Source organism: Ruegeria sp. BE10 (assembly GCF_056538905.1).
Window position 1 is genome coordinate 186,180 of the sequence record NZ_JBQFTX010000008.1, and the last position, 22,875, is coordinate 209,054.

General features: G+C 57.3%; 25 protein-coding genes and 1 tRNA gene. 12 read left to right on the top strand and 14 right to left on the bottom strand.

What is annotated here, in order from left to right:
* Position 1: 1 nt before the first annotated feature.
* From ACR0M2_RS17250 to otnC, 5 genes are read left to right on the top strand one after another with little or no spacing between them, the layout of a single operon-like run.
* Positions 2–1,513, top strand: coding sequence for a tripartite tricarboxylate transporter permease (locus ACR0M2_RS17250; protein WP_480706221.1), 1,512 nt, complete (start codon positions 2–4; stop codon positions 1,511–1,513).
* Positions 1,513–1,800: a putative quinol monooxygenase gene (locus tag ACR0M2_RS17255; protein WP_480706223.1), complete on the top strand. Its 288-nt coding sequence runs from the start codon at positions 1,513–1,515 to the stop codon at positions 1,798–1,800. The genes ACR0M2_RS17250 and ACR0M2_RS17255 overlap by 1 nt, the downstream gene beginning before the upstream one ends.
* Complete coding sequence (locus tag ACR0M2_RS17260) at positions 1,797–2,594, top strand: N-acyl homoserine lactonase family protein (RefSeq protein ID WP_480663612.1); 798 nt, start codon at positions 1,797–1,799, stop codon at positions 2,592–2,594. Before ACR0M2_RS17255 ends, ACR0M2_RS17260 begins: the two co-directional genes overlap by 4 nt.
* Positions 2,591–3,868 (top strand): 3-oxo-tetronate kinase, encoded by a 1,278-nt coding sequence (gene otnK, locus ACR0M2_RS17265; RefSeq protein ID WP_480706225.1) that lies wholly within the window; start codon positions 2,591–2,593, stop codon positions 3,866–3,868. The genes ACR0M2_RS17260 and otnK overlap by 4 nt, the downstream gene beginning before the upstream one ends.
* Positions 3,865–4,506 (top strand): 3-oxo-tetronate 4-phosphate decarboxylase, encoded by a 642-nt coding sequence (otnC, locus tag ACR0M2_RS17270; protein ID WP_480706227.1) that lies wholly within the window; start codon positions 3,865–3,867, stop codon positions 4,504–4,506. Before otnK ends, otnC begins: the two co-directional genes overlap by 4 nt.
* Positions 4,507–4,746: 240 nt before the next feature.
* Here the strand turns inward: otnC and ACR0M2_RS17275 are convergent, their stop codons facing one another.
* From ACR0M2_RS17275 to ACR0M2_RS17295, 5 genes are all read right to left on the bottom strand, one after another.
* On the bottom strand, positions 4,747–6,297 hold the full coding sequence (locus ACR0M2_RS17275) for a polyamine aminopropyltransferase (protein WP_170361971.1): 1,551 nt from the start codon (positions 6,295–6,297) through the stop codon (positions 4,747–4,749).
* 77 nt (positions 6,298–6,374) lie between these two features.
* Entirely contained in the window at positions 6,375–6,962 is a 588-nt protein-coding gene (locus ACR0M2_RS17280; protein WP_480706228.1) for a hypothetical protein, read from the bottom strand.
* A 29-nt stretch (positions 6,963–6,991) separates the two neighbouring features.
* A complete protein-coding gene (locus ACR0M2_RS17285; RefSeq protein ID WP_480706230.1) occupies positions 6,992–8,185 on the bottom strand; it encodes a GNAT family N-acetyltransferase in 1,194 nt (397 codons plus the stop codon).
* A 106-nt stretch (positions 8,186–8,291) separates the two neighbouring features.
* Positions 8,292–8,681, bottom strand: coding sequence for an adenosylmethionine decarboxylase (gene speD / locus ACR0M2_RS17290; RefSeq protein WP_170352021.1), 390 nt, complete (start codon positions 8,679–8,681; stop codon positions 8,292–8,294).
* 216 nt (positions 8,682–8,897) lie between these two features.
* The gene (locus ACR0M2_RS17295; protein ID WP_480706254.1) at positions 8,898–10,046 is read right to left on the bottom strand and encodes an oxidoreductase; all 1,149 of its coding nucleotides are present in this window, start codon (positions 10,044–10,046) and stop codon (positions 8,898–8,900) included.
* On the opposite strand from ACR0M2_RS17295, the gene ACR0M2_RS17300 reads away from it, so the two are divergent.
* The 6 genes from ACR0M2_RS17300 to ACR0M2_RS17325 all read left to right on the top strand — a co-directional run bounded on the left by ACR0M2_RS17300 (position 10,018) and on the right by ACR0M2_RS17325 (position 16,258).
* Positions 10,018–10,164: a hypothetical protein gene (locus tag ACR0M2_RS17300; RefSeq protein WP_480706256.1), complete on the top strand. Its 147-nt coding sequence runs from the start codon at positions 10,018–10,020 to the stop codon at positions 10,162–10,164. The genes ACR0M2_RS17295 and ACR0M2_RS17300 overlap by 29 nt on opposite strands.
* A 43-nt stretch (positions 10,165–10,207) precedes the next feature.
* Positions 10,208–11,116, top strand: a complete 909-nt coding sequence (locus ACR0M2_RS17305; RefSeq protein ID WP_480706232.1) for a LysR family transcriptional regulator — start codon at positions 10,208–10,210, stop codon at positions 11,114–11,116.
* A 155-nt stretch (positions 11,117–11,271) separates the two neighbouring features.
* Positions 11,272–12,324, top strand: a complete 1,053-nt coding sequence (gene nadA / locus ACR0M2_RS17310; protein ID WP_480706234.1) for a quinolinate synthase NadA — start codon at positions 11,272–11,274, stop codon at positions 12,322–12,324.
* Between the two features lie 8 nt (positions 12,325–12,332).
* Complete coding sequence (locus ACR0M2_RS17315) at positions 12,333–13,898, top strand: L-aspartate oxidase (protein ID WP_480706236.1); 1,566 nt, start codon at positions 12,333–12,335, stop codon at positions 13,896–13,898.
* The gene (gene nadC / locus ACR0M2_RS17320) at positions 13,895–14,743 is read left to right on the top strand and encodes a carboxylating nicotinate-nucleotide diphosphorylase (RefSeq protein WP_480706238.1); all 849 of its coding nucleotides are present in this window, start codon (positions 13,895–13,897) and stop codon (positions 14,741–14,743) included. The genes ACR0M2_RS17315 and nadC overlap by 4 nt, the downstream gene beginning before the upstream one ends.
* Before the next feature lie 270 nt (positions 14,744–15,013).
* Positions 15,014–16,258, top strand: coding sequence for a molybdopterin molybdotransferase MoeA (locus ACR0M2_RS17325; protein ID WP_480706240.1), 1,245 nt, complete (start codon positions 15,014–15,016; stop codon positions 16,256–16,258).
* Positions 16,259–16,272: 14 nt separating this feature from the next.
* Here the strand turns inward: ACR0M2_RS17325 and ACR0M2_RS17330 are convergent, their stop codons facing one another.
* From ACR0M2_RS17330 to ACR0M2_RS17365, 8 genes are all read right to left on the bottom strand, one after another.
* Positions 16,273–16,791, bottom strand: coding sequence for an N-acetyltransferase family protein (locus ACR0M2_RS17330; protein WP_480706242.1), 519 nt, complete (start codon positions 16,789–16,791; stop codon positions 16,273–16,275).
* Positions 16,788–17,342, bottom strand: a complete 555-nt coding sequence (locus ACR0M2_RS17335; RefSeq protein ID WP_170361980.1) for a helix-turn-helix transcriptional regulator — start codon at positions 17,340–17,342, stop codon at positions 16,788–16,790. Before ACR0M2_RS17335 ends, ACR0M2_RS17330 begins: the two co-directional genes overlap by 4 nt.
* 119 nt (positions 17,343–17,461) lie before the next feature.
* On the bottom strand, positions 17,462–18,478 hold the full coding sequence (locus ACR0M2_RS17340) for a Fe(3+) ABC transporter substrate-binding protein (RefSeq protein ID WP_480706243.1): 1,017 nt from the start codon (positions 18,476–18,478) through the stop codon (positions 17,462–17,464).
* A gap of 141 nt (positions 18,479–18,619) precedes the next feature.
* Positions 18,620–19,183 carry a hypothetical protein gene (locus ACR0M2_RS17345; RefSeq protein WP_170352013.1) on the bottom strand — a complete coding sequence of 188 codons (564 nt, stop codon included), beginning with the start codon at positions 19,181–19,183 and terminating at the stop codon, positions 18,620–18,622.
* 29 nt (positions 19,184–19,212) lie between these two features.
* Positions 19,213–19,728, bottom strand: coding sequence for a hypothetical protein (locus ACR0M2_RS17350; protein ID WP_170414875.1), 516 nt, complete (start codon positions 19,726–19,728; stop codon positions 19,213–19,215).
* The gene (locus tag ACR0M2_RS17355) at positions 19,718–20,095 is read right to left on the bottom strand and encodes a hypothetical protein (RefSeq protein WP_170352011.1); all 378 of its coding nucleotides are present in this window, start codon (positions 20,093–20,095) and stop codon (positions 19,718–19,720) included. Before ACR0M2_RS17355 ends, ACR0M2_RS17350 begins: the two co-directional genes overlap by 11 nt.
* 182 nt (positions 20,096–20,277) lie before the next feature.
* The gene (gene ykgO / locus ACR0M2_RS17360; RefSeq protein ID WP_008755722.1) at positions 20,278–20,403 is read right to left on the bottom strand and encodes a type B 50S ribosomal protein L36; all 126 of its coding nucleotides are present in this window, start codon (positions 20,401–20,403) and stop codon (positions 20,278–20,280) included.
* Between the two features lie 91 nt (positions 20,404–20,494).
* Positions 20,495–20,569: transfer RNA gene (locus ACR0M2_RS17365), tRNA-Val, on the bottom strand.
* A gap of 148 nt (positions 20,570–20,717) precedes the next feature.
* Here ACR0M2_RS17365 and ACR0M2_RS17370 point away from each other — a divergent pair.
* A complete protein-coding gene (locus ACR0M2_RS17370; RefSeq protein WP_480706245.1) occupies positions 20,718–21,578 on the top strand; it encodes an N-formylglutamate amidohydrolase in 861 nt (286 codons plus the stop codon).
* A gap of 2 nt (positions 21,579–21,580) precedes the next feature.
* Here the strand turns inward: ACR0M2_RS17370 and ACR0M2_RS17375 are convergent, their stop codons facing one another.
* Positions 21,581–22,834 carry a DNA polymerase IV gene (locus ACR0M2_RS17375; protein WP_480689955.1) on the bottom strand — a complete coding sequence of 418 codons (1,254 nt, stop codon included), beginning with the start codon at positions 22,832–22,834 and terminating at the stop codon, positions 21,581–21,583.
* Positions 22,835–22,875: the final 41 nt, after the last annotated feature.

Consider the following 22,875-nt stretch of genomic DNA (forward strand, 5'->3'; position numbering starts at 1 on the left):
GATGGACTTTATTCTTTCGCAACTGGCTGGATTTGGGACTGCATTCGTGGGCCTGGCAGTGGACCCGCTGACCTATCTGTATTTGATTGCATCCGTGTTCCTGGGCGTCACGTTCGGCGCATTGCCCGGCCTTACGGCAACCCTGGCCGTTACGATCCTGACGGGTTTCTTCGGCAACAAAATCCCGCTCGACTATTCGCTCATCGCTTTGCTCGGGGCCTATGTCGGCGCGATTTACGGCGGCTCTTACCCGTCTATTTTGCTGAACATTCCGGGCACGGCAGCCAGCGCGGCGACGGCCATGGATGGCTACCCTCTGGCCAAAGCGGGTCGAGCGGGCGAAGCACTAGGGCTGACCACGACGGCCAGTTTCATTGGCACAGTTATCGGAACCATCACGCTTTTGATTTTTGTCTGGGCGCTGCTTTTGGTTTCAAAGAACATCGCAAGCCCGGAGAAAGCATTGCTGGCCCTGTTCGGCATTCTGCTTTCTGGCACTTTGATGAGCGAAGACCTGGTGATTAAGGGATGGATCGCCGGTCTGATCGGGCTTGCGATGTCCATGGTGGGACTTGACCCTCTGTTGTCTGAGCCGCGCTATACCTTCGGCTGGTCTTACCTGATGAGCGGATTTCAGGTCGTGCCAGTTTTGATGGGTGCCTTTGCCATCCCCCAAATTATCGACGGTTTGAGGCACGTTGAGGCTGGGAAAGTTCTAGCCCTAAAGGGCCGAATCCTTCCGAACCTACGCTCCATCCGACGCTACCTGCCCACCATTGGCCGGTCAGGAGTGATTGGGACCGGGGTAGGAGCGCTTCCTGGCGTCGGCGAAGATGTCGCCGGTTGGGTCAGCTACGGTGTCGGTAAGACCGTATCTGCTGAGGGCGATAAGTTTGGAAAAGGGTCATTGGAAGGTCTGCTGTGCTCTGAAACAGCAAATAACGCCTGCATTGGGGGCGCGCTAATCCCGCTTTTGGTTTTGGGCATTCCCGGTTCACCACCCGCCGCGGCATTGATGGGGGCTTTCAAGATCAACAATGTGATCCCAGGTCCGACGATAGACCCCGAGATCATTCTGCGCGTGGTTGCAATTTTAGTGCTGGCCTCCCTGACGATGTTCCTGATGGGGCTTTTCACCGCTCGGGTCTTTATCAAAATACTCGCCATCCCGCAGACCATCTTCTTGCCAGTCGTGATGGTCCTGACAACAATCGGGTCTTTCAGCGTCGGTGGTGGCATCAATGATCTATACCTGATGCTTGGCGTCGGCGCCGTTGCTTACTTTATGAACCTCATGAAGTACCCAATCGCTCCACTGGTTATCGGGGTTATCCTGGGAGGTCTTTTTGATGAAACCTTCCGCCGGTCATTGTTCCTGTCGGATGGGGATCTTTCGGTCTTCTTTTCTCGACCTGGAGCGGCCATTCTGCTGGTGCTCAACATTGGTCTGATCCTCAGCCAACTGCCCGCCGCGAAACGCGCTTTCTCACGCCTAAAAGGAATTTCAGTCTGATGTTTGCGGTTACTGTCACTTTTACTCTCAAACCCGGCACGAGAGACACTTTTTTGCCGCTGATGGTCGAAAACGCTTCAACCTCTTTGCGTGAAGAACCCGGATGCCAACAGTTTGACGTGTGCCTCGGCGACGATCCCGAGACAGTTTTTCTTTATGAGGTTTATGATGACAGCGCGGCGTTCTCTGCCCACCTAGAAAGCGCGCATTTTCAGTCCTTCGATGCGGCGGTGGCTGATATGATCGCCACCAAGGTAGTTTACCAGTATTCCGAGGTCATCCGATGAACGATTGGGAAATCCATGCCGTGAAATACGCGGATCGCAACGCCCGGACGCGAGCCGATAGCTTCATTTTCGATGATAATCATGACGCTCCTCACGCGATGGATTATTTCGTTTGGGTGCTCAAACGCGGTAACAAAGTCGTTCTGGTCGATACCGGCTATGACTCCGATGAGGCCGCCGCACGTGGTCGTCCCATCGCGATGGACCCTCGCGAGGCTCTAAGCCCTTTAGACATTATGCCAGAAGCGGTGACTGAGGTCATCGTGACCCACCTTCATTATGACCATGCAGGGGGGCTGCATTTGTTCCCTAACGCGAAATTGCACATGCAGTCGGCGGAAATGGCCTTCGCCACAGGTCCATGCATGTGCCAGGATCACCTGCGTGCGCCTTTTACGGCTGGCCATGTATGTGAGGTCGTAAAGCGTCTCTATTCAGGCAAGGTGGTGTTCTATGATGGAGAAGCCGAGATTGCAGATGGGGTAACGGTGCACTGCATCGGAGGGCATTCGCGCGGGTTGCAATGCGTTCGCGTAAGAACGGCGGCCGGGTGGATGGTACTCGCCTCTGACGCCTCGCACTATTACGAGAATTTCATGGCACGCAAAGCCTTTCCTATCGTCGTCGACCTGCAAGACATGATGGATGGTTTCGAGACCCTTGAGAGGTTGGCTTCGCATTCTAGGCTTATCGTGCCCGGCCATGATCCACTTGTGCGTGAGGTATTTCCCGTGGGCGCGGCACCGCATATCCATAGGCTGGATCCAGGGCCGACGCGGGACATTGAACTATGAAAATCGGTGTCATAGCGGACGATTTTACTGGTGCAAGTGATGTCGCAAACACCTTGGCGAAGGGTGTTGAGCCGGAAGGTGGACTACGAACGGCTCAGTTTCCAGGTATTCCAACTTCCCCAGCTGACAAAGAGATCGAAGCGGGTGTGATCTCACTTAAGAGCCGCACCGCACCTATTGAGGAAGCCGTAGCGGACAGCTTGCAAGCTCTGCGGTGGCTTAAGGATCAAGGATGCCAGCAGTTCATTTTTAAATACTGCTCGACATTCGATTCCACCAATGAAGGGAACATCGGCCCGGTCGCGGAAGCGCTTGCCAACGAACTGGACGCGCAGAAGGTGGTTTTCTGTCCGGCCTTTCCCACCACGGGGCGTACCATCTATCACGGCCATCTTTTTGTGCTCGGCAAGCTATTGCACGAGTCTGGGATGGAAAATCACCCTCTTACTCCGATGACGGATGCGAACATCAGGCGTTGGTTGCAGCACCAGGCCAAAGAGGCGGTTGGGTTGGTTCCAGTTGGCACCGTGAAGCAAGGGCCAGAGGCGATTGCTGATGCGTTGCAGATCGCAGACGAACGCTTTGTAATCGGTGATGCGATTTCGGACGAGGATTTGCTGGCCTGGGGCGAGGCACTGATGGATGCCCAGCTGATTACCGGGGGATCCGGGATCGCATTGGGTCTACCCAGAAACTTCGTCAGAAAAGCTTCGTCCAAAAGAGGTGGCATTGTGTTCACAGGTATCTCTGGGCCTGCCGCTATCCTTGCAGGGTCATGTTCAGGTACGACACGCGGGCAGATCGATGTTCATGCGGAATCCAATCCGACGTTCGCCATCGATGTTCCGGGTGTTATGTCCGGGGATGTGACCACGCAAACGCTTCTGGATTTCTTTGAAACGCATTCAGGAGAGTCCCCTCTCGCTTACTCATCAGGAAGCCCGGAAGAGGTGCGTGCGATCCAAAGTCAATTCGGTCAAGAAGTAGTAGCGGACAGGCTGGACAATCTCTTTGCGGAAACAGCACGAGAACTTGTTCAAACGGGTCAAAAGCGCCTTGTCGTGGCCGGAGGAGAGACGTCAGGCGCTGTCGCCAAGGCCGTCTCTGAGGCATTGGGTTCACAGGCCATGTCAATTGGGCCAGAGATCGATCCGGGCGTGCCAGTCTTGAGCGTTGGAAAGACTGAACCCATTGCGCTGGCTCTAAAGTCTGGAAACTTCGGCGCTCCGGACTTTTTCGCGAAGGCCCTCAGAATGATGGAGTCCGGTAAATGAGTTCTGAAGAACAGACACTGCGACGGCAGATGTCGGAACTGTGTGCATCACTGTTTGCGCGTGGTTTTTCCGTCGGCACGGCGGGCAATGTCTCCGCGCGTTTACATGACGGGATCCTCATGACGCCAACGAATTCCACCTTGGGCGATATCGACCCCGAGCGCATCGCCAAGATTAGTTTGGATGGCAACCACGTTTCCGGCGACAAGCCGACCAAAGAGGTTTTTCTGCATCAAGCCTTCTATGACACGCGGCCGGAAGCGGGCGCTGTGGTTCATCTGCACTCGACCTGGGCCACTGCTCTGTCGTGTCTGGAAGACACCGATCCCAATGACTGTATTCCGCCGCTTACGCCGTACGTGGTGATGCGCGTCGGCACGGTCAAACTGGTTCCATACATCAAACCAGGCGACCCGAAATCCGGTTACTTGATCCGCGAACTGGGCGGCAAGTATAGTGCGGTTCTGTTGGCCAATCACGGTCCCGTCGTTTCGGGAAAGGATCTCTTCTCAGCGGTCTGTGCAGCAGAAGAGTTAGAAGAAACAGCCAAGCTACTAGTGGCTTTGCGGGGCCTGTCAACCCGGTTGCTGGATGTAGCTCAAGTCGCAGAACTCAAAGAGACTTTCGGAAGGATTTAATCCGGCACCGAAAGGTGGAGTGCGCAGACTTTTGGGCAAATCGTGCAGAGTTATGAGCAAATATCGCGCAGAAATATGGTCGAACTTCAAGAATTTTCTTTAATGAAATCAATGGCAGTAATGCAGCGTTAGAAGAGCACCTACAGTCTCCGGGTTAGGTCAGCATGCAGACCTTTTTCGACAGTGTCCGCTTGTTAGGCCTGATCTTAGAGGTGGACGACATTCAATTGGCGTCCAGGCTCAATAGCCGGACACGTCGCGGGCGTATTCCTGATAGATGCCGGGGTCAAAGATGGAATTCACTGCAAGCTCGCGTCTGGGCAACATGTCGCCGGGAAACACCTGCGCGGCCAGAAAAACCTCTGGCGTTACAAACCTCAGACCCTCGGGCAAATCCCCCAGCGTAGACGCGGGTTCATTGGTCGCAAGGTTGTAACCCCAAACCCCGAAAGAAGGGATCGACATCTGATAGTTCACCACCTGCGGGAACATCTCGGACAGGGTTTCCGATATCGTCCAATAGGTATGGGGGGAAAAGAAAGGTGAGCTGCTTTGTGTCACCAGAACGCCGTTTTGGGACAGAATGCCCTGAACCATGGCGTAGAACTCGACCGAATACAGTTTCGACAGCGCCTCACTATGAGGGTCGGGAAAGTCGATGATGATCCGGTCATAGATCTGATCGGTGGATTTGACATAGTTGAAAGCGTCGGTGTTGTGAACGTTTAGTATGGATGCCTCCATGCTGTTGTCATTCAGACGTGCGACGGGGGCCAGATTGCGCCCCAGGTCGGTCATCGCTGGGTCAAGATCGACCAGATCGATACGCTCAACGCTGGGGTGTTTCAGGATTTCACGTACGGCCAGACCGTCGCCACCGCCAAGCACCAGAACCGACTTTGGGGTGCTATCCCCCCAGGACAAGGCGGGGTGGACCAACGCTTCGTGATAGCGGTATTCGTCGGTTTCAGCGAATTGCAGATGGCCATCAATGTACAGGCGTACGTCGTTTTTTTGCCAAGTATTGGTAACGACCAACGACTGATACTGGGACTGTTTGCGCCAGACGATGCGATCAAAATACAGATGATCCTGCGCAAATGCAGTGATGCGCCCGGCCACCAGGGTCAGGGCGAACAACAAAACTATGGTACCAATGGCACAGGCCAGCATCCGTTTGGGCGCATCCAACTGGTCGCGCAGACACAGGACGCTGAGCAGGCCAACCATTGCATTGGTCAGACCGATAGCGAAAGAGGATGAAATCAGCCCAAGCGACGGCAGCAACAAAATGGGAAACAGAACCGATCCCCCAAGCGCACCGATATAGTCTAGTGACAGCACATCAGCGATGGATTCCCGCGTTGTACTGCTTTCCGACAATACGCGCATCAGCAGCGGTATTTCCAACCCGACCAGAAATCCGATGGCCGAGATGAAGGTGAACATACCCACCGTGTAAAACCAGGGCGCATAAGGAAAAAGCATGAACAGCGACACGCTGCACAGACCACCGATCAGCGCCAGGATCAGCTCAACCCAGATGAACGTCTGGATCAGGTTGCCGTGGAAAAAACGGGACACATAGGACCCCACGCCCATGGCAAACATGAAAAACCCGATCGTAAGTGAGAACTGATAGACTGAGTTTCCCAGCAGATAGCTGGACACCGTACCGATGATCAATTCGTAGACAATGCCACAAAGGGCAACAACAAGGATTGCGCCAAGAAGAACCATCGCCTGCCGCCGGGGCAGCGCCGTGTAACGCGGTGTCAGAGTATCAGTCATTTCAAAATCCGAAAACGGGAAGACCCGGCACTGATAACGCGCCGGGTCTGAGTGGGGTTTGGTGTAGTCGCGGCGTCTTATTTACCGGCGCGCAAACCGCCCGAGCGGGCGCTGCGCGGGGCCGAGTAGCTGTTGCGCGGTGTCACTGACCGGTTGTTGAAGCTGGACGCGGTAATGCCGGCCGAGCGTTGGCGGCTGATCAGATTGCCGATCAGAGCCCCCGCCAGGAACCCCGCCCCCGAAAACCGCAGGCCCGCGGATTGGCCGGTGGTGTCGGTGGCGATCAGACGGTTGTTGGCCTCGTCAATCTCGATGGTGAAAATCTCACCCTCGCTCGAGTCGCGCGTGCCATTTGCGTTCGGATCGACAAAACCCGAGAATTTGGCGTCAGACAGAACCTCCATGCCCAGCGGTTCGTCATAAAAGCGCGGGTCCGAGTTCATGACCTGAGCCAGATATCCGGTGAACTCATCCACCTGCTCGTCAGATGCTTCGGCGATGCTGTTGGCTTCCAGGTATTCCTGATACTGGTTGATCGCGAATTCGGTCCGGTCCAGAACCTGCCCGAGATCGGCGGTTTGCTCGGACTTCGAACTAAAAAACACCGAATAGGCCACAAAGCCCAAAACGCCAACAATGGCTATCGTCTTAATGTTTCCAAACATAACTTCTCCTATTGATTTGAGATTGTGATTCAGGATTCGCTCAGGTCGCTGCTCCACCAGACCTGATGCAGGTCTTTGCCGTAGAACTCTTTAAGTTCGCCGCATTTTTTCAGGCCATTGGCCTGCAGTTCTGTTGCGTTGGCGTTGGACAGGTCGGACGGGATGGCCAGAACGGCCATGCGATAGCTTTGCGCGCGCGCTAACGAAAGCTGTTGATCCAGCCCGCTCAGCCCGCTGCTGGTTTCGCACCAGCGCAGGCCGGCAATGTCGTCCGTTTCGGCGGCTTTGTGAATGTCGGTGAAGCTCAGGCCAGTGGTTGGCGATGGCTCTGCCGCCTGTATGTCGGGCGCTTCGGGATTGTCCAATCCATAGATGATCTTGGCTTCGCGTGGGCCGTGATACCCGGGTACCGTCAGTTCGACTTCGGCTCCGAATTCCTCATACAGTTTATGCGCCGCGGCATAGAGCTTTTTGCCAAACTCTTCATAGTCGCTGGTTTCGATGAAAATCTTGCGGACATGCATCTGGGCCAGTTTGCCAAGCAGGTCGTTCAGCATCTGGCTTCCCAGCCCCTTGCCCGCATGCGCCTGATCCAGATAAGTCCAGGACAGCCAGGCGATGTCCGGCGCATCTTCGTCGAGGCAATAACCGATCAGCCCCAGCACCTCGCCGCGGTCCTGCAGGACGAACATGTTGTCCGTTCCTTCATGCACGAACTTGTTTTCGGCTTCGTCGGCATCATCTTCGTCGGTTTGGGCGATGATTTGGACAGCCGGGGATACATGCCGCCATTCCATGGGTTTAAGGGTTGGCCCTTTTGAGCCGAACAGGGCGCTAAACATGGCGAGTCCTCCTCCGATCAAGGCGGATGTGCTGTGGGTGAAAACGGCGATCTGAGGGCGCAGAAACAACAGCTCGGCGATAAGGACAAAGACAATCAGCGCCAGCATCCAACTGCGTCGCCCCGGTGTGCTTGTGGCAATCACTCCATAGGAAACCAGGCCATAGGCGACACTGGACAGCCCCACAAAGCCGGGTCCGGCCAATGCGAATTCTGTGGTCGTTCCGGCAACGGCGCAAAGGATAACAAGCCCTGCGGTTCGGGCGCTGCCCAAGTGCGGTTCGCTGAGGCTGCCGCCAACAAGGATTAGCAGGCAATTGAGCGTCAGATGGTTCAGGTTGCCATGTCGGATCGAAAACAACAGATGATCGGGTAGCGTCACAATGGGTCCGGAATACCGAACCGGACCCCACAGCGCATAAACGATTATCGCGCATAGTATGAGACTTATCGTGACCGGGCATCTGCGCAGTTCCTTCATCCGCCCTTTAGCAGCCCGCCGCCGCAAGCCGGTGTCTGCTCTGTCCGATCAGACCGCGCTTGATGGATTGCACATCGACGCGCTGGGGGCGGAAATAGGACTTCAAAACCTCTAAGCTGCGCTGTGGTTCTGCGTCACCGCACATAAAGATATCGATGGCGGCATATCCGTGTTCGGGCCAGGTGTGGACCGAGATGTGCGACTCGGCCAAAAGTGCCATGCCTGTGAAACCTGCCCGTTGTCCGAAATCGCGCATGTTGATCCCAAGAACCTGAGCATTGGCAGCAATTGCTGCGCGTCTCAGGGTCTCTTCTGCTGGGGAAGGATCGTATAGTGCGCTTGCATCGAAAAAATCTGCTATAAGGTGTAGGCCCAGAGAAGATGAGAACCCATCCATATGAAATCGAAACCTCAAATCCAAAAATTCTGTATCCTGACTATCCCTCTGATCTTGGTAGTCAATCTCAACTCAAGTTTATCTGAATTGGGTTGCCGGGCTGTGGCAAAAAAACACAACTCATGAGGGATTTGCGTTAAAATTTAATCAAGACCGCGACTAGTTCTGTTTTGGTGCTTTTGGGTGCAATTTCACATAACCTGCTGATCGGCTGTCTCAGGTTTGCTTTGACCTGGAATTAAACCGGTTCTGCCAGATCCTTGCGCGCTGTGCGTCGCGGTTTTCATATTCGGTGATGGCCTGGGCAATACCGCGATCCACCGATCCTTCCCGATCCGACCCGATATCCGTCATGCGCATGGTATACCACGCGGTCATCCCTCCGGGTGGAAGGGTAGTGAAGCGGGGGAAGGGGACCTCGTGTTGTCGCGCCTGCCACGTCCGGGGCAAAGCGGGATCAAGAACAAAGCCCCGTGCGATACCCACCGCATCCACATCCCCCGCCATAATTGCGGCTTCTGCCTCGTCACGGCGCTTGAATCCTCCGGTGGCCATAAGCGGGATCGCGGTTAGACCGCGCGCCGCACGAACGAAGTCGAGGAAATAGGGGCCTTTGGACGTACGATCGGAACTGGACGGAGCGCCCGGGAAATAAGTTCCGCCGCTGATGTCCAATAGATCAACACCTTTGCCTTCAAGCCCTGCAACCACCTTCAGCGCGTCTTGTTCTGTAAGGCCGCCGTCCAGCTGATCGGTGGCGTTGAGTTTGACAGCAACTGTAAAATTGCGGGGCACTGCGGCACGAACGGCCTCGACCGTGTCGATCAGCAGGCGCATCCGCGCGTGGATTGCGCCGCCATAGGCATCCGTCCGGCGGTTGAAGAGGGGTGAGAGAAATTGGCTCAGAAGAAACCCATGCGCGGCATGGATCTGGACGCCCCCAAAACCAAGTTTGGCTGCAAGATGGGCAGTGCGGGCAAATTGATCCGGGATTGCTCTGATTTCGGGCAAAGACATGGCTTCGCTGCGAAAGTCTGGGAAGTCTATCGCACTTGGACCTCTGGGCTGGCTGATCGGTAAATGGGCCAACGTCCCGGCATGGCCGAGTTGCAGCCAAAGCTGCGCTCCGCCGGTCGACCCGCGCCGGGCTAGATCGCTGAAGGCCGCCAAGTCGGCTTGTTCATCAAGCACCAAATTGCCCGGTTTTTCGGGAAAATGAGGATTGCCTTGCACTTCGCCGATAATTGACGCGGCCACACCCCCTGTTGCCCAACGTTCATACAGACGCATCTGTGCAGCGGTTGGGTTGCCCTGACCGTCGGCCAGTGAATCCGACATGGCCGATTTGATGATCCTGTGCTTCAAAACACGCCCGTTCGGCAGTGTAAGCGGCGTGAAGAGAGAGATGTTCGAGGCGGCGGGCAAGGTGGTTCTCCTTGGTTTTTTGATCTCCACCTTAGATAATTTGGACAATCTCTTTTGATAATGTAGTGAATGGGATTAGTTTTTGATATTTTTTGGATCAAATGGCACAAAAGGCTGAACTGGAAGTTCTTCTGGCCGTGGTTGATCACGGCAGTTTCTCGGCTGCGGCCCGCGCATTGGGATACACCCCGTCGGCCGTGGGCAAGCGGGTGTATCAGCTAGAGCAGAGGTTGCGGGTGCCGCTTCTCATACGCTCGACTCGGCGCATGACCTTGACCAAGGCGGGACAGCGATATGTAGAGGAAGCGCGCGAGATTCTCGCCCGCCTGACGGCACTGGAAGAGGACATTGCCGATGGTGCCGACAGCCTGCATGGAACGATCCGCCTGACAAGCTCGGCGGCTTTTGGTCAGCGACACGTGATCCCTCTGGTCATTGAATTCATGGATCTCAACCCCGAGGTCGAGATTGACATGCTGTTGACGGACAAGGTTGTTGATCTGGTCGGAGAAGGTTTTGATATCGCGATCCGCAGCGGCGTTTTGCCGGACTCATCGCTTGTGTCGCGGAAACTGATGAACAATCGGCGGATACCATGTGCAGCGCCCACCTATCTTGAGCGGCATGGCGAACCGCAGCAACCACAGGAATTGACCGCGCATAAATGTCTACGCCTGGGGCCGGAAAAACACCTGTCGGATTGGGGATTCACAGGAGCAGCGGGTCCCATATCGCGTCTTGGGCCGGGGTTTTCATGTAACAGCCTCGAAGCGCTCCATGCAGCGTGCTGCGCCGGGCGCGGCATTGCTTGGCTGCCGGAGTTTCTTGTCTCGAATGACTTACGCACTGGTCGCTTGACCTCGGTTTTGCCCGATCATGCTAAACCGAATGCCGGTGGTGGGATCTTTATTCTGCGCCCAGAAATGCCGTTTTTACCGCAGCGCGTGCGGGCCTTGATTGACTTTGTGGCCGACCATTTCTCGGGCAAGGCCAGCCCCCGAGATGCTTGAGGTGCGGGCCGAGAAGGTCTGTTGCGCCTGAATTGATAAGATAGTTCCGCCAGAGCTGGGAATATTGGAACATTCTTCTTTTAAGAGTGGTGGTAAATCCACGATAAACCCCATATTAAGTGCGTCACGAATCCATCAGGCAGAAAAACAGTCCCGTGTTCGACCTACCGGCGCAGCGTGCGCATCTCTCCGAAAAATATGATCTGACCCCATCGCCCGAGCTTGCCGCAAGCATGAGCGATATCTATGACCGCATGTCGCGCGTGGTCTCGCCCGTCGATTGGGCGATCTATGCGCCCTATGTCAAGGCGATCAACGACCTGAAGGTCGAGCGCAACGCGGTCATTCTGGGCCATAACTACATGACGCCCGAAATTTACCATGGCATTTCGGATTTCGGCGGCGACAGCCTGCAACTGGCGATCAAAGCGACCGAGGTCGAGGCGGATGTGATTGTGCAATGCGGTGTGCATTTCATGGCCGAGACATCCAAGATTCTTAGCCCGGACAAGACGGTCCTGATGCCGGATATGGAGGCGGGATGCTCGCTGGCGGAATCGATCACCGCCGAAGGGATCGAGGAAATGCGTCGCCGGTATCCAGGCGCGCCGGTTGTTTCGTATGTGAACACCACGGCCGAGGTCAAAGCGGCGTCAGATATTTGTTGTACTTCGTCGAATGCCGCCCAGATTGTTGCGGCGCAAGACAGTCAAACGGTCATCATGACGCCGGATCAGTATCTGGCGCAGAACGTGGCACGCGATGTGCCGCAGAAAAATGTGGTCTGGTGGGAAGGGTCATGCATCGTGCATGAACAATACAGCCCGCAAGATCTGCGCGATTTCCGGGAATGGAATCCGGGCACCCGCCTGATTGCGCACCCTGAATGCCCACCGGACGTTGTGGCCGAGGCAGATTTCTCGGGCTCCACCAGCGGTATCATCAAATACGTCTCGGACGAAAAGCCGGAAAAGGCGCTGCTGATTACCGAATGCTCGATGGCGTCGAATATTGCGGATTCACTGCCCGAGGTTGAGTTTGTCGGCCCCTGCAACATGTGCCCCTACATGAAGAAGATCACGCTGGAGAAGGTGCTGTTCGCGCTTGATACCATGACAGGGCAGGTCGAGGTTGACGCCGAAGTGGCGGACAAGGCCCGCCTGTCGGTGCAACGCATGATCGACTTGTCACGCCAGCTGGGTATTTGATCCGCGACATGCAGAGCGTTGAGACGCCGCGTGTGGTCATCATCGGCGCCGGGCTGGCGGCAGTCTATGCGGCCCTGAAGCTGGCCCCTTGCCCTGTGGTGATGATTTCGCCTGAACCGCTTGGATCGGGTGCAAGCTCGGCCTGGGCACAAGGCGGCGTTGCCGCTGCCATGGCGCGGACGGACAGCCCCGAAGCGCACGCGGACGACACCATGCGCGCCGGGGCCGGGTCGGTCCTGCGCGAGGTGGCCGAGTTCGTCACCAATGCCGCACCGGAACATATTTATGATCTGTCCGACTTGGGCACCGGGTTTGATCGCACCGCCGATGGTGGGTTCGTGCAATCGCGCGAGGCCGCGCATTCCGCAGCCCGCGTGGTCCGCGTCAAGGGCGATCAGGCCGGAACCGAGATCATGCGTGCTCTGATCGAGGAGGTGCGCCGAACGCCGTCGATTCAAGTGATCGAGGGCGCTCAGGCCGTCGGGCTGGAAAGCGACGGTACACAAGTGACCGGCGTTTACCTGACCCGCGCCGATGCCGCCGATGCGCCGCCGATATTGCTGCGCGGATCAGCGCATGTTCTGGCCACGGGGGGATCCTCGGGCCTTTATGCCCAAACCACCAATCCTGCACGTATCCGCGGGCAGGGGATCGGCATGGCTGCTCGCGCAGGCGCGCGCATTGCAGATGCCGAATTTGTACAGTTTCATCCCACCGCCATCGACGTGGGCGAGGACCCGACGCCACTGGCAACCGAGGCGCTTCGGGGCGACGGTGCCATCCTGATCGACAGCTCCGGCCACCGGTTTATGCCCGACATCCACCCTGACGCGGAACTGGCCCCCCGCGACACGGTTGCGCGCGCCGTTTACCTGCAGGCGCAGGCGGGCAAACGCCCGGCATTGGACACGCGCCAGGCCATCGGGGCCGAGATGGCTAGGCAATTCCCCGCGGTCACCGAGGCCTGTTTGCGCAACGGTGTCGATCCTGCGACCGACCCCATCCCCGTGACCGCTTCGGCGCATTATCACATGGGCGGGGTTGAGACCGATCTGGACGGGCGTAGCTCATTAACAGGGTTGTGGGTGTGTGGCGAGGCAGCCTCAACCGGGTTGCATGGGGCGAACCGGCTGGCGTCGAACGGGTTGCTTGAGGCGCTGGTGTTTGCCCGCTCTTGCGCGCGCGACATTGCAACCGTTGTGAGTGCGCAGGACGCGGCTGAGGTGGACATTTGTTTTGTCGCCGGTGGTGAGCCGATCAATGAAAGGGACGTGGCCGCCCTGCGCGAAACCATGACCGAACATGTGGGTGTGGTGCGCGATGGTACCGGCCTGCGCCAAGCGTTGACGAAAATCGCGACGTTGGAAGCCCGGCATGCGGGCTCTGATCTGTTTCTTAACATGACCGCCACCGCCACCCTGATCGCGGCTGCCGCGCTGTTGCGCGAAGAAAGTCGCGGTGCCCATTCCCGATCCGATTTCCCCGATCTTACCCCCGGCCCCGGCCAACGCTCGGCCCTGACGCTGAGCGAGGCGCTGGCCCTGCGGGACCGCATTGCAAAGGACACAGTATGAAATACCCGGCCCTGCCCGACTTGATCCTTGAACCGATGGTACGTTCCGCGTTGATGGAGGATCTGGGGGCCAATGGCGATATCACCACCCTGACCGTAATCCCTGCGGAAGCCACTTATTCTGCCCGCCTGAACGCGCGCGAGGACGCGGTTGTCTCGGGTATGCAGGTGGCTGCGCTGGCGTTCCGTCTGGTCGACCCGGCGCTGCGTGTCACCACCCACATCGCCGACGGCCAACGCTGCACAAAAGGAGATACGTTGATGGAAATTGAGGGCAGCGCCGCTTCGATCCTGTCGGGTGAGCGGGTGGCGCTGAACTATGCCGGGCGCATGGCCGGGGTGGCGACCGCGACGGCGGCGCTGGTGGCCGAGACCAAAGGCACCAATGCTCGCATCACCTGCACCCGCAAGACCACGCCCGGCCTGCGTATTGTCGAAAAACAAGCGGTTCTGCATGGTGGCGGGTTCAATCACCGCTTTTCCCTGTCCGATGCGATCCTGATCAAGGACAACCACATCGCCGCTGCCGGTGGGGTACGCGCCGTGCTTGAGGCTACCAAGGCCCGCGCCTCGCACATGATGAAGGTCGAGATCGAAGTGGACACGCTGGACCAACTGGCCGAAGTGCTGGAGGTCGGCGGGGCCGATGTCGTGTTGCTGGACAACATGCCACCCGAGACATTGAAACAGGCGGTGGCACTGGTCGACGGCCGGATCGTGACCGAGGCATCGGGCAATATCAGCCACGACACCGTGGCCGCCGTGGCGGCAACCGGCGTGGATTACATTTCATCCGGGGCGCTGACTCATTCCTATCGCACCATTGATATCGGGCTGGATTTCTAAACAAATCAAATCCTCTCGCGGATGGGGGCCGCTCCGGTGCCATTCCCTCTGACCGCCCGCGAATAGTGATCGTGACCTATGTCAATGACGGCTCTGCGCCAGTGTTGTTCATTGGGGGCATATCGCTGGCTGGGCTGTGCAATCCTGATTGCCGTGCCCATGGACAGTTTGGGGGTGTGATGGCTGTCGACGGCCCAAGCTCCAACTAAGAAGAGGCTCGCGTTGAACGCGCTGGGTTGGAAGAGGTGTTTGACCGGTTGGAGGGCTCAAATGGCTGATGGATGTGGTTGCGACCAGCACGCTCGGATGTATCTGACGGTGACAGAGGCATTGGCTCGCGGACTGACCGTTGCCGACCCGATTGCCGAGACCGAAACCGTGTCCCTGATCGATGCGACGGGTCGGGTGTTGGCTGAGGATTGCACCAGCAAGGTGGACATGCCCGCCTTCGACAATTCAGCCATGGATGGCTTTGCCGTCCGCACGGCTGATCTGGGCAAAGGGCCCGTGTTCAACCTGCCGGTGGCAGGACGCATCGCCGCCGGGGACAGCGGTGCCCATGATACGCCAGCGGGTGCGGCCTTGCGCATTTTTACCGGTGCCCCAGTGCCCGCCGATTTCGACGCCGTGCTGATGCAGGAGGATTGCGAGGCCACCACCGGAGGTATCCGATTTACCCGCCGTCCCAAACCTGGCCAACATATCCGCCGCGCGGGGGAGGACTTGAAGGCCGGTACCCCGATCCTGTCGCAAGGATGCGAGATCACCGCGCGCGAAGCTGCAGCACTGGCTTCGGCCGGGTATGGCGATGTGAATGTATTCCGGAAGCTGAAGGTCACCCTTTTTTCCACCGGTAATGAGCTGCAACAACCCGGTGAACCGCTGGGCCCGGGCCAGATTTACAACTCGAACCGCTATATGCTGCAGGCTTTGCTGAACAAGCCGTGGATTGATCTGATGGATATAGGCCCGGTCGCAGATGACCCCGAGCGGCTGGAGCAGGTGTTGCGGCAGGCCTGCGATGATGCCGATCTCATTGTCACAACGGGTGGTGTTTCGGTGGGGGATGAAGATCACATGCCGCGCCTGTTTGAAGCCATTGGCGGCCAGATTGACGTGATGAAGGTGGCCATGAAACCTGGTAAGCCGATCATGTTCGGTCGGTTCGGCGACGCGCTTTATGTCGGGCTGCCGGGCAATCCGGTTTCGGCCTTTGTGACATGGCAGATAATCGGGTCGCACATGATGGCGCGTCGGGCTGGTCTGCGTCATACGCCGCCAACCCCGGAACAGGCGGTGCTGGCCGAACCGCTGCAGCGCCACGCTGGGCGTCAGGAATACCGTCCGGTCATGATCAATGGCACGACTTCCGACGGCGTTCCACGGCTGCGTTTGATGGCACCTTCATATAGCGGCCGGGTTGCGACGCTGGCACAGGCGGATGGTCTTGCAGTCATCCCTGCGGAAACCGAAACGCTGCCACAAGGTCATAAGTTGCCGTTTCTTCGTTTTTGAAACAGATGCCCGGATCAACTTAGGTTTTTGTACATATAGGTCGTAGGCTCTAGCCGGTCCTCAAGCGGATTGCGGCAATAGTCCGGGATCTCTCCGGCGATCTGAAAGCCTAGGCTTTGATACAGGATGCGTGACGGGTCTGTACTGCGTGTGTCAAGCACCAGCAAGGTACGGCCTAGCTGGATAGCCCGGTCCTGAAGCGCCGCCATCAAGACCCGCCCCAAACCCCGGCGTCTGGCGCTGGGGTGAACCAGCAGTTTGGCCACATCGGCCCGGTGTGGCTGGTTGGGCATCGTCGCGGGGATCAATTGCACCGTGCCCACAATGCGTTCGTTTTCACGAAAGACGAACAGGTCCAGCGAGCCGGTCTGTACGTTGGGCCGCACCCGGTCTTGCCAATAGGCGCGGGCCTGATCCGATGAAAAGGGCAGGATGAACCCGATACTGGCCCCGTCCTGTACACAAGCGTGCAGGATATCGGTCAGGTCGTCCAAGGCGGTGTCAAAGCTGCAATCGTCGATGCGTGTAATCATATCAGCACCAATAGGTACCGTGCCCCACGCGCGGGCGTTGTTTCAAACCGCGTGGGACCCGCAAGGTGATAGCGCAGGCAATCGCCGCCATTCAAATCATGGGCAACGCCGTCTACGGTCAGTTTCAGCGCGCCGTCCAACATGATCAGGTGATGTTCTTGCCCAGGCTTTGGTGGCGCATCGTACGTGATTATCGCATCGGGGGGCAGGTGACCTTCCAGCACCTCTCCGCTAAGCCCAGTGGCGGGCGGAGATACCGAGCGACGGGTAAATCCGGTTTCCGGGTCGCGCCATTCGGGTTGCCGTTCGAACGGTACGCGAGGGTCGAAACTGTCTTCGACCATCATCAGCAGACGCGACATCGGCAGGCCATAAGCTGCACAGAGCCGCCCCAGCGTTTCAGCGGTCGGGCTGACATCGCCCTTTTCCATCCGCGAAAGCGTGGCGCGGCTGATGCCGCTGTGTTCGGCCAGTTGGTCCAGTGACCACCCATGGCTCCGGCGCAGTTCGTTCAGACGGTTGGCGAGGCGGTTCGAGAGATCATCCAACATGTTCATATGTGAGAATATCGTTCATTATAGAGATTATTCTCCAAAAATATGTAATACGCAATAAAAAAGGGCGCAGAAATTTCTGCGCCCTTCAAAGTGTTAAGATCTCGTGCGCTGGGTTATTTCCAGCCAGCCTCGTTGAAGATTTTTTGCGCTTCAGGAAGGTTCTTTGCGACCTCGGACAGGTTCACTTCATCTGCCTTGAACTCACCCAGTGACTTGACCGAGTCCGCAAGTGCGACGCCGTTCACCGCTGGGAACTCGTCATTGCCGGCCGAGAAATACTGCTGGGCCGAGTCGCTGGCCAGGTATTCCAGGAACAGGATCGCATTGTCCTTGTTCGGTGCATTCGCGGCGACACCGGCCCCGGAAAGGTTCATGTGCGCGCCAGTGCTGTCGTTGTTAGGGAACACCCAGCCGATTGAGTCGATTTCCGACGAAACGCCTTTGACATCTTTGCGGATGGCGCGGGCAAAGTAATAGGTGTTCGACACGGCGATATCACATTCGCCCGAAACAATGCCACGCAGCTGGTCGGTGTCGCCGCCCTGCGGATCGCGCGCCATGTTGGCGACGATGCCTTCGGCCCAGGCTTTGGCGGCCTCAGGTCCTTCGTGGGTGATGATCGATGCCAGAAGCGTCTGGTTATATGTGTTGCTGGACGAGCGGATGCAGACCAGACCCTTGTATTCAGGTTTCGCCAGATCGGCGTAGGTGGCCGGCGGGTTGGCTACGTTTTCCTTGTCGAAAAAGATAATGCGGCCACGCTGCGAAAAGCCGAACCATTGGTTGTCATTGTCTTGCAGATTGGCGGGGATACGCTCTTCGAGAACAGCGCTGTCGATCGATTGCAAAATGCCCGCGTCTTTGGCCCGCGCCAGACGCGAGGTGTCTACAGTCAACAGGATGTCCGCGGGCGAGTTGGTGCCCTCAGCTTCCATCCGTGCAATGAGTTCGTCGGCCTTGCCTTCGATACGGTTGATGGTGATGCCGGTCGCCTCTTCGAAATCAGAATAGAGACGTTCGTCGGTGTCGTAGTGGCGTGAAGAGTACAGGTTCAGTTCACCTTCGGCGGCGGCAGAGGTAGCAACCAAAGCCATCAGAGCGGCGGCAACGCAGGTAGAGGATTTCAGCATCATTTGTCCCAACATTGAAAATCGTTGCGGGTATTAACCCGACTGATTTGGTCAATTAAACGATTCTGAGGGGGATGCAAGGAAATCTGACAAATTTAGTTGGTCAAAATGTCGCTCGCCTTTCCTGCTGCGCACTTGCTGTCAGGATCGACGCTGTTTGCTCTGTCTTCCTTCCGGTTGCGGTGGTGCGGGTGACGGCGCCGGCTCAGGTTCCGGATCGTCGCTGAGTACCGGTTCCTTGGTCAACATGGCCTGAGTTACAGCTTCCATGTATTTTTGCAGCATGACCGGCGGATCGGCCGGTGCGAGTTTGATGGTCAACCTGCTTGCACCTTCCTGACTATAGGCATAGCGCGAGGAATAGCTGGCGTTGACCTGGGCCGCCACGGGCCCCCAGCCGCCTTTCACTGAAGCGCTACCTGATTTTTCGGTCTGTTTGGTCATCGAGATTGCCATTTTGACCTCTATCTCGGCCTCCTGCACCGCATAGAATGCAGGGAGGAATCCCATCGACACGAGGCTGAATTCTTTGGCGGGGCCGTCGGGATTGGAGAGATCAGGAAGCAGGATTTTTTGGTCGGCCATATATTTAGCCATGTCGGTCGAATGACGATCCAACTCGCTTTGTGATTCAGCGACCGAAAGTGCCAGCTTTTGAACCATTTCTGCAAAGGGAACGTTCAGCAGTTCTTGCCCGATACTCATTGTTCAAACTCCTTTTGAAAAATTTGTGTTCACTCGATGATTTGCGTTTTTGACCGCCTTCGGACCGAAAACGTAACTTTCGATGCGTTCTGGCTGACCGCCTGTTTCTTGGCGTTGGTTGCGATCTGTGCCTTATTGCCATCTTGGCCCAGCCCGACCACGGCCTCGACCTTTACATTGTCGATGGTAAACTCGCTGCTTCCGTCTGAACCGGCGAGAATCTGTTCGCCCAGTGCCTGTGAAAATTCCTGAGCGTCGACAACCTGAGTGTCTTCGTCGCCCGAATTCATTTCTGACCGACCCTGAGCCAACGGGTTTGTTACCGGAGACCCCGTGCCCATCAGCATGCCGCCGCCGCCTTCTTCCAGATCGTCAATCCGATTCTGCAGGTCCGAAATTGTTTGAAGCAAAGTGGTCTCGCGCTGCTCCATTGCGGTAAGACGGTCAGCAAGTGACTGCAACAGTGTCGCAAAGGCTTCGGGCAATTCGGTGACGCGTACATCAATAGGTGGCCTCTTGGGGGCCTTAACTGTCTTACGTGCCATCGGTGTCCTCTGGTGACCTGTTGTCATCTACTGGGCCCGGAGCAAAGCGCATGCGCATGGTCGATGCGCTTTTGGTGTCGACCGTATCGGTCTGGGTCAACTTCGGTCCCATGAAGATCGAGATGATTGCGGGCCGCTTGCCTTCTTCCGTCTTAGTGCTCATCTCCATTACGACTTTCAATTCCACATCGACATCCTGCATGTGATAGAAAACCGGTGGGATGCCCATGTCGCGAAGCTCCTGCGGGTAGTTCTTCAGGGCGTTCAACTGGTCGAGGCTTAGTTGCTCGGCGGCTTGCGCCACGCTCCTGCCAATATCCGCGACCATATCGGTCAGGGTCGTTCCGAGTATTTCACCGTCGGCCAAGTTGACCTCCCGTCATCGAAAATCCGGAGAACGTTAACACGAGAACGCTCTATCACAACGCGAAATATCAAATTCAAACATGCCTGGCCCCTTGCCGGGCTAGACACAGGCGAAAAAAATATTTGGAAAACAAAAAAACCGCGCTCGAAGGCGCGGTTTCTTTAAGTGGTTATGTGCAGTTCTTAGCCCTGACGAGCTTTGAACTTGCGCTGCGTCTTGTTGATCACGTAGACGCGGCCTTTGCGACGCACAATACGGCAATCACGGTGCCGGTTCTTGAGCGAGCGGAGCGAGTTCTTGACCTTCATTGGTCTGTCTCCAATCTGCGGCGCCTTCATCAAGGACGTGGCCAGCGCCTGGGTTAGTCGGGTGCCCCGGAAGCCCGGAACAGTGAAATCATGGTGGGCGGTACAAGGATCGAACTTGTGACCCCTTCGATGTCAACGAAGTGCTCTACCGCTGAGCTAACCGCCCACGTCCCGTTGCGTTGTCCTACCCCATAACGAAATGGGGCGCGGAACCCCGCGCCGGTAGCGGGGTCTATAAAAGGAGTCGCAAAGGGGTTCAAGGGGTTTGGTAGAACTATTTTCCAGTCTATGTTCAATGCGAACAAGGAGTCACCATGCCGAACGCCCCCTATGTATTGGACATGCCCGCCAGACGCACGTCATGCGTGGTGTTTTCTTCTCCTCATAGTGGTCGGAGTTACCCTCAAACGCTGTTGAACCGCACGGTTCTAAGTGAAAATGTGATTCGATCCTCGGAAGATGCCTTTGTAGATCAGCTGTTTTCTGCGGCGGCTAAATTTGGCGCGCCGTTGATCTCGGCAGTGTTGCCGCGGGCGTATCTGGATCTGAACCGCAGTGCCGAGGAGTTGGATCCGGCACTGGTCCAAGGGGCGCGACGTTCCGGGCATAACCCGCGGGTGGCATCCGGGTTGGGGGTGATTCCCCGCGTGGTGGCCAATGGGCGTGCGATCTATCGCGGCAAGCTGACAATGGACGAGGCGCGCCTGCGCATCGACACCTGCTGGCGGCCCTATCATGCACGTCTCAAATCCTTGTTGGCCGAATCACTCGACGTCTTCGGCCAGGCGATATTGATCGATTGCCACTCGATGCCGCATGAGGCGGTCGCCATGGCCAGCAACGCGAAATCCAAGCGGCCAGATGTGGTGCTGGGGGACAGGTTTGGCGCGTCCGCCTCGATCGAGGTTGTGGATCAGATCGAAGCGGCCTTTGTGTCCGCCGGGCTGAACGTGGCACGCAACGCGCCCTTTGCCGGGGCGTATGTGACCCAGACCTATGGCCGCCCCGCCCGTCATCAACATGCGGTGCAGATCGAAGTTGACCGGGCGCTTTATATGGACGAGGCCAACATCGTGCCGAATGAGAATTTTGCCCTGTTTCAAGAGATTCTGCGCGACATCATTCAGGAAATCGCCAGCATTGGCGATGATCCGGTCCGCCTGGCGGCCGAGTAAGCTCAGCGCAGCGCGCGGCCTTTCACAATTGCATCATTGCCAAAGCGGCGCCGAATCTCGTCGGTGGCGCGTTCGGCCTGTGATCGCTGAGTTGCTCCGGGATCCAGCAAATCGCCCGATATATCGGCCTGCGCTTCGGGGCACAAATCAGACAAGCCAACGCCCAGCAATCGATATGGCCCCTGATCGCCAACCTGGTCGAAAAGGCCACGGGCCGTGCGATAAAGGCGATCGGCAATCTGGGTGGCATCGCGCAGGGAAATGCGCCGGGTGATGATCTTGTGATTGGCTCGTTTGAGTTTCAGGGTGACAACACGCCCGGCCAATCCTTTGGCCTTTGCCCTGTCCGCCACCTTTTCGGAAAGGCGCCAGATGTGCCCATCCAAAATATCCAAACTGGCGGTATCTTCGAAAAACGTCGTTTCGTTGCTGATGGATTTCATCGGCTCATGGGCCGAGACGCGTCGCTTGTCCTGCCCGCGCGCCAGATGCCACAGCCGGTAACCCATTGATCCGAACCGTGCGGTCAGCGCCTCTTGGTCCCAGCGCAGCAGGTCGGAAAAACTGCGGATACCCGCGCGATCCAGCGATTCCTGCGCGGCAGGGCCGATGCCCCAGATCAGCCGCACGGGTTTGTCGTACAGGAACTCAGCCGTTTCCGCCTTTCCGATCACCGAGAATCCGCGGGGCTTGTCGAGGTCCGAGGCGACCTTGGCCAGAAACTTGTTGTGCGACAGCCCGATAGAGCCGGTCACGCCCAACTCATCCTTCATCCGCCCAACCAGCCGCGCCAGCATAACGGCAGGCGGCGCGCCATGCAGGCGCTGCGTGCCGGACAGGTCCATGAACGCCTCGTCCAGCGACAGCGGTTCGACCACCGGGGTCAGTTCGTCCATCATCTTGCGAATCTCGCGCGACACTTCGGCATAGACCGACATGCGCGGCTTGATCACCACCGCCTCGGGGCACAGTTGCAAGGCTTTGAACATCGGCATGGCCGACCGCACCCCGCGAATGCGCGCCACATAACAAGCGGTCGACACCACGCCGCGTTTGCCGCCGCCGATGATTACCGGCTTGTCGGCCAACTCGGGATTGTCCCGCTTTTCGACCGAAGCATAGAAGGCATCGCAATCCATATGTGCGATGGACAGATCAAACAGCTCGGGATGCGCCTTGATCCGCGGGCTGCCGCAGGCAGTGCAGCGCCGTTCGTCGGTCAATGTGGTCAGGCAATCTCGGCAGAGACCGGGCATGAAATCTTCCCGCCTTTCATGCGATTCAATTAGTGGTTTCC

Bases quoted from the DNA above. Each gene is read 5' to 3' on its own strand.
- ACR0M2_RS17315 (WP_480706236.1), top strand. From the start codon at position 12,333: ATGCAGAGCGTTGAGACGCCGCGTGTGGTCATCATCGGCGCCGGGCTG.
- ACR0M2_RS17335 (WP_170361980.1), bottom strand. From the start codon at position 17,342: ATGTTGGATGATCTCTCGAACCGCCTCGCCAACCGTCTGAACGAACTG.
- nadC (WP_480706238.1), top strand. From the start codon at position 13,895: ATGAAATACCCGGCCCTGCCCGACTTGATCCTTGAACCGATGGTACGT.
- ACR0M2_RS17370 (WP_480706245.1), top strand. From the start codon at position 20,718: ATGCCGAACGCCCCCTATGTATTGGACATGCCCGCCAGACGCACGTCA.
- ACR0M2_RS17350 (WP_170414875.1), bottom strand. From the start codon at position 19,728: ATGGCACGTAAGACAGTTAAGGCCCCCAAGAGGCCACCTATTGATGTA.
- speD (WP_170352021.1), bottom strand. From the start codon at position 8,681: ATGGATGGGTTCTCATCTTCTCTGGGCCTACACCTTATAGCAGATTTT.
- ACR0M2_RS17280 (WP_480706228.1), bottom strand. From the start codon at position 6,962: ATGTTTGGAAACATTAAGACGATAGCCATTGTTGGCGTTTTGGGCTTT.
- otnC (WP_480706227.1), top strand. From the start codon at position 3,865: ATGAGTTCTGAAGAACAGACACTGCGACGGCAGATGTCGGAACTGTGT.
- otnK (WP_480706225.1), top strand. From the start codon at position 2,591: ATGAAAATCGGTGTCATAGCGGACGATTTTACTGGTGCAAGTGATGTC.
- ACR0M2_RS17345 (WP_170352013.1), bottom strand. From the start codon at position 19,183: ATGAGTATCGGGCAAGAACTGCTGAACGTTCCCTTTGCAGAAATGGTT.
- ACR0M2_RS17340 (WP_480706243.1), bottom strand. From the start codon at position 18,478: ATGCTGAAATCCTCTACCTGCGTTGCCGCCGCTCTGATGGCTTTGGTT.
- ykgO (WP_008755722.1), bottom strand. From the start codon at position 20,403: ATGAAGGTCAAGAACTCGCTCCGCTCGCTCAAGAACCGGCACCGTGAT.
- ACR0M2_RS17325 (WP_480706240.1), top strand. From the start codon at position 15,014: ATGGCTGATGGATGTGGTTGCGACCAGCACGCTCGGATGTATCTGACG.
- ACR0M2_RS17275 (WP_170361971.1), bottom strand. From the start codon at position 6,297: ATGACTGATACTCTGACACCGCGTTACACGGCGCTGCCCCGGCGGCAG.
- ACR0M2_RS17305 (WP_480706232.1), top strand. From the start codon at position 10,208: ATGGCACAAAAGGCTGAACTGGAAGTTCTTCTGGCCGTGGTTGATCAC.
- ACR0M2_RS17260 (WP_480663612.1), top strand. From the start codon at position 1,797: ATGAACGATTGGGAAATCCATGCCGTGAAATACGCGGATCGCAACGCC.
- ACR0M2_RS17300 (WP_480706256.1), top strand. From the start codon at position 10,018: ATGGCCGATTTGATGATCCTGTGCTTCAAAACACGCCCGTTCGGCAGT.
- ACR0M2_RS17375 (WP_480689955.1), bottom strand. From the start codon at position 22,834: ATGCCCGGTCTCTGCCGAGATTGCCTGACCACATTGACCGACGAACGG.
- ACR0M2_RS17330 (WP_480706242.1), bottom strand. From the start codon at position 16,791: ATGATTACACGCATCGACGATTGCAGCTTTGACACCGCCTTGGACGAC.
- ACR0M2_RS17255 (WP_480706223.1), top strand. From the start codon at position 1,513: ATGTTTGCGGTTACTGTCACTTTTACTCTCAAACCCGGCACGAGAGAC.
- ACR0M2_RS17250 (WP_480706221.1), top strand. From the start codon at position 2: ATGGACTTTATTCTTTCGCAACTGGCTGGATTTGGGACTGCATTCGTG.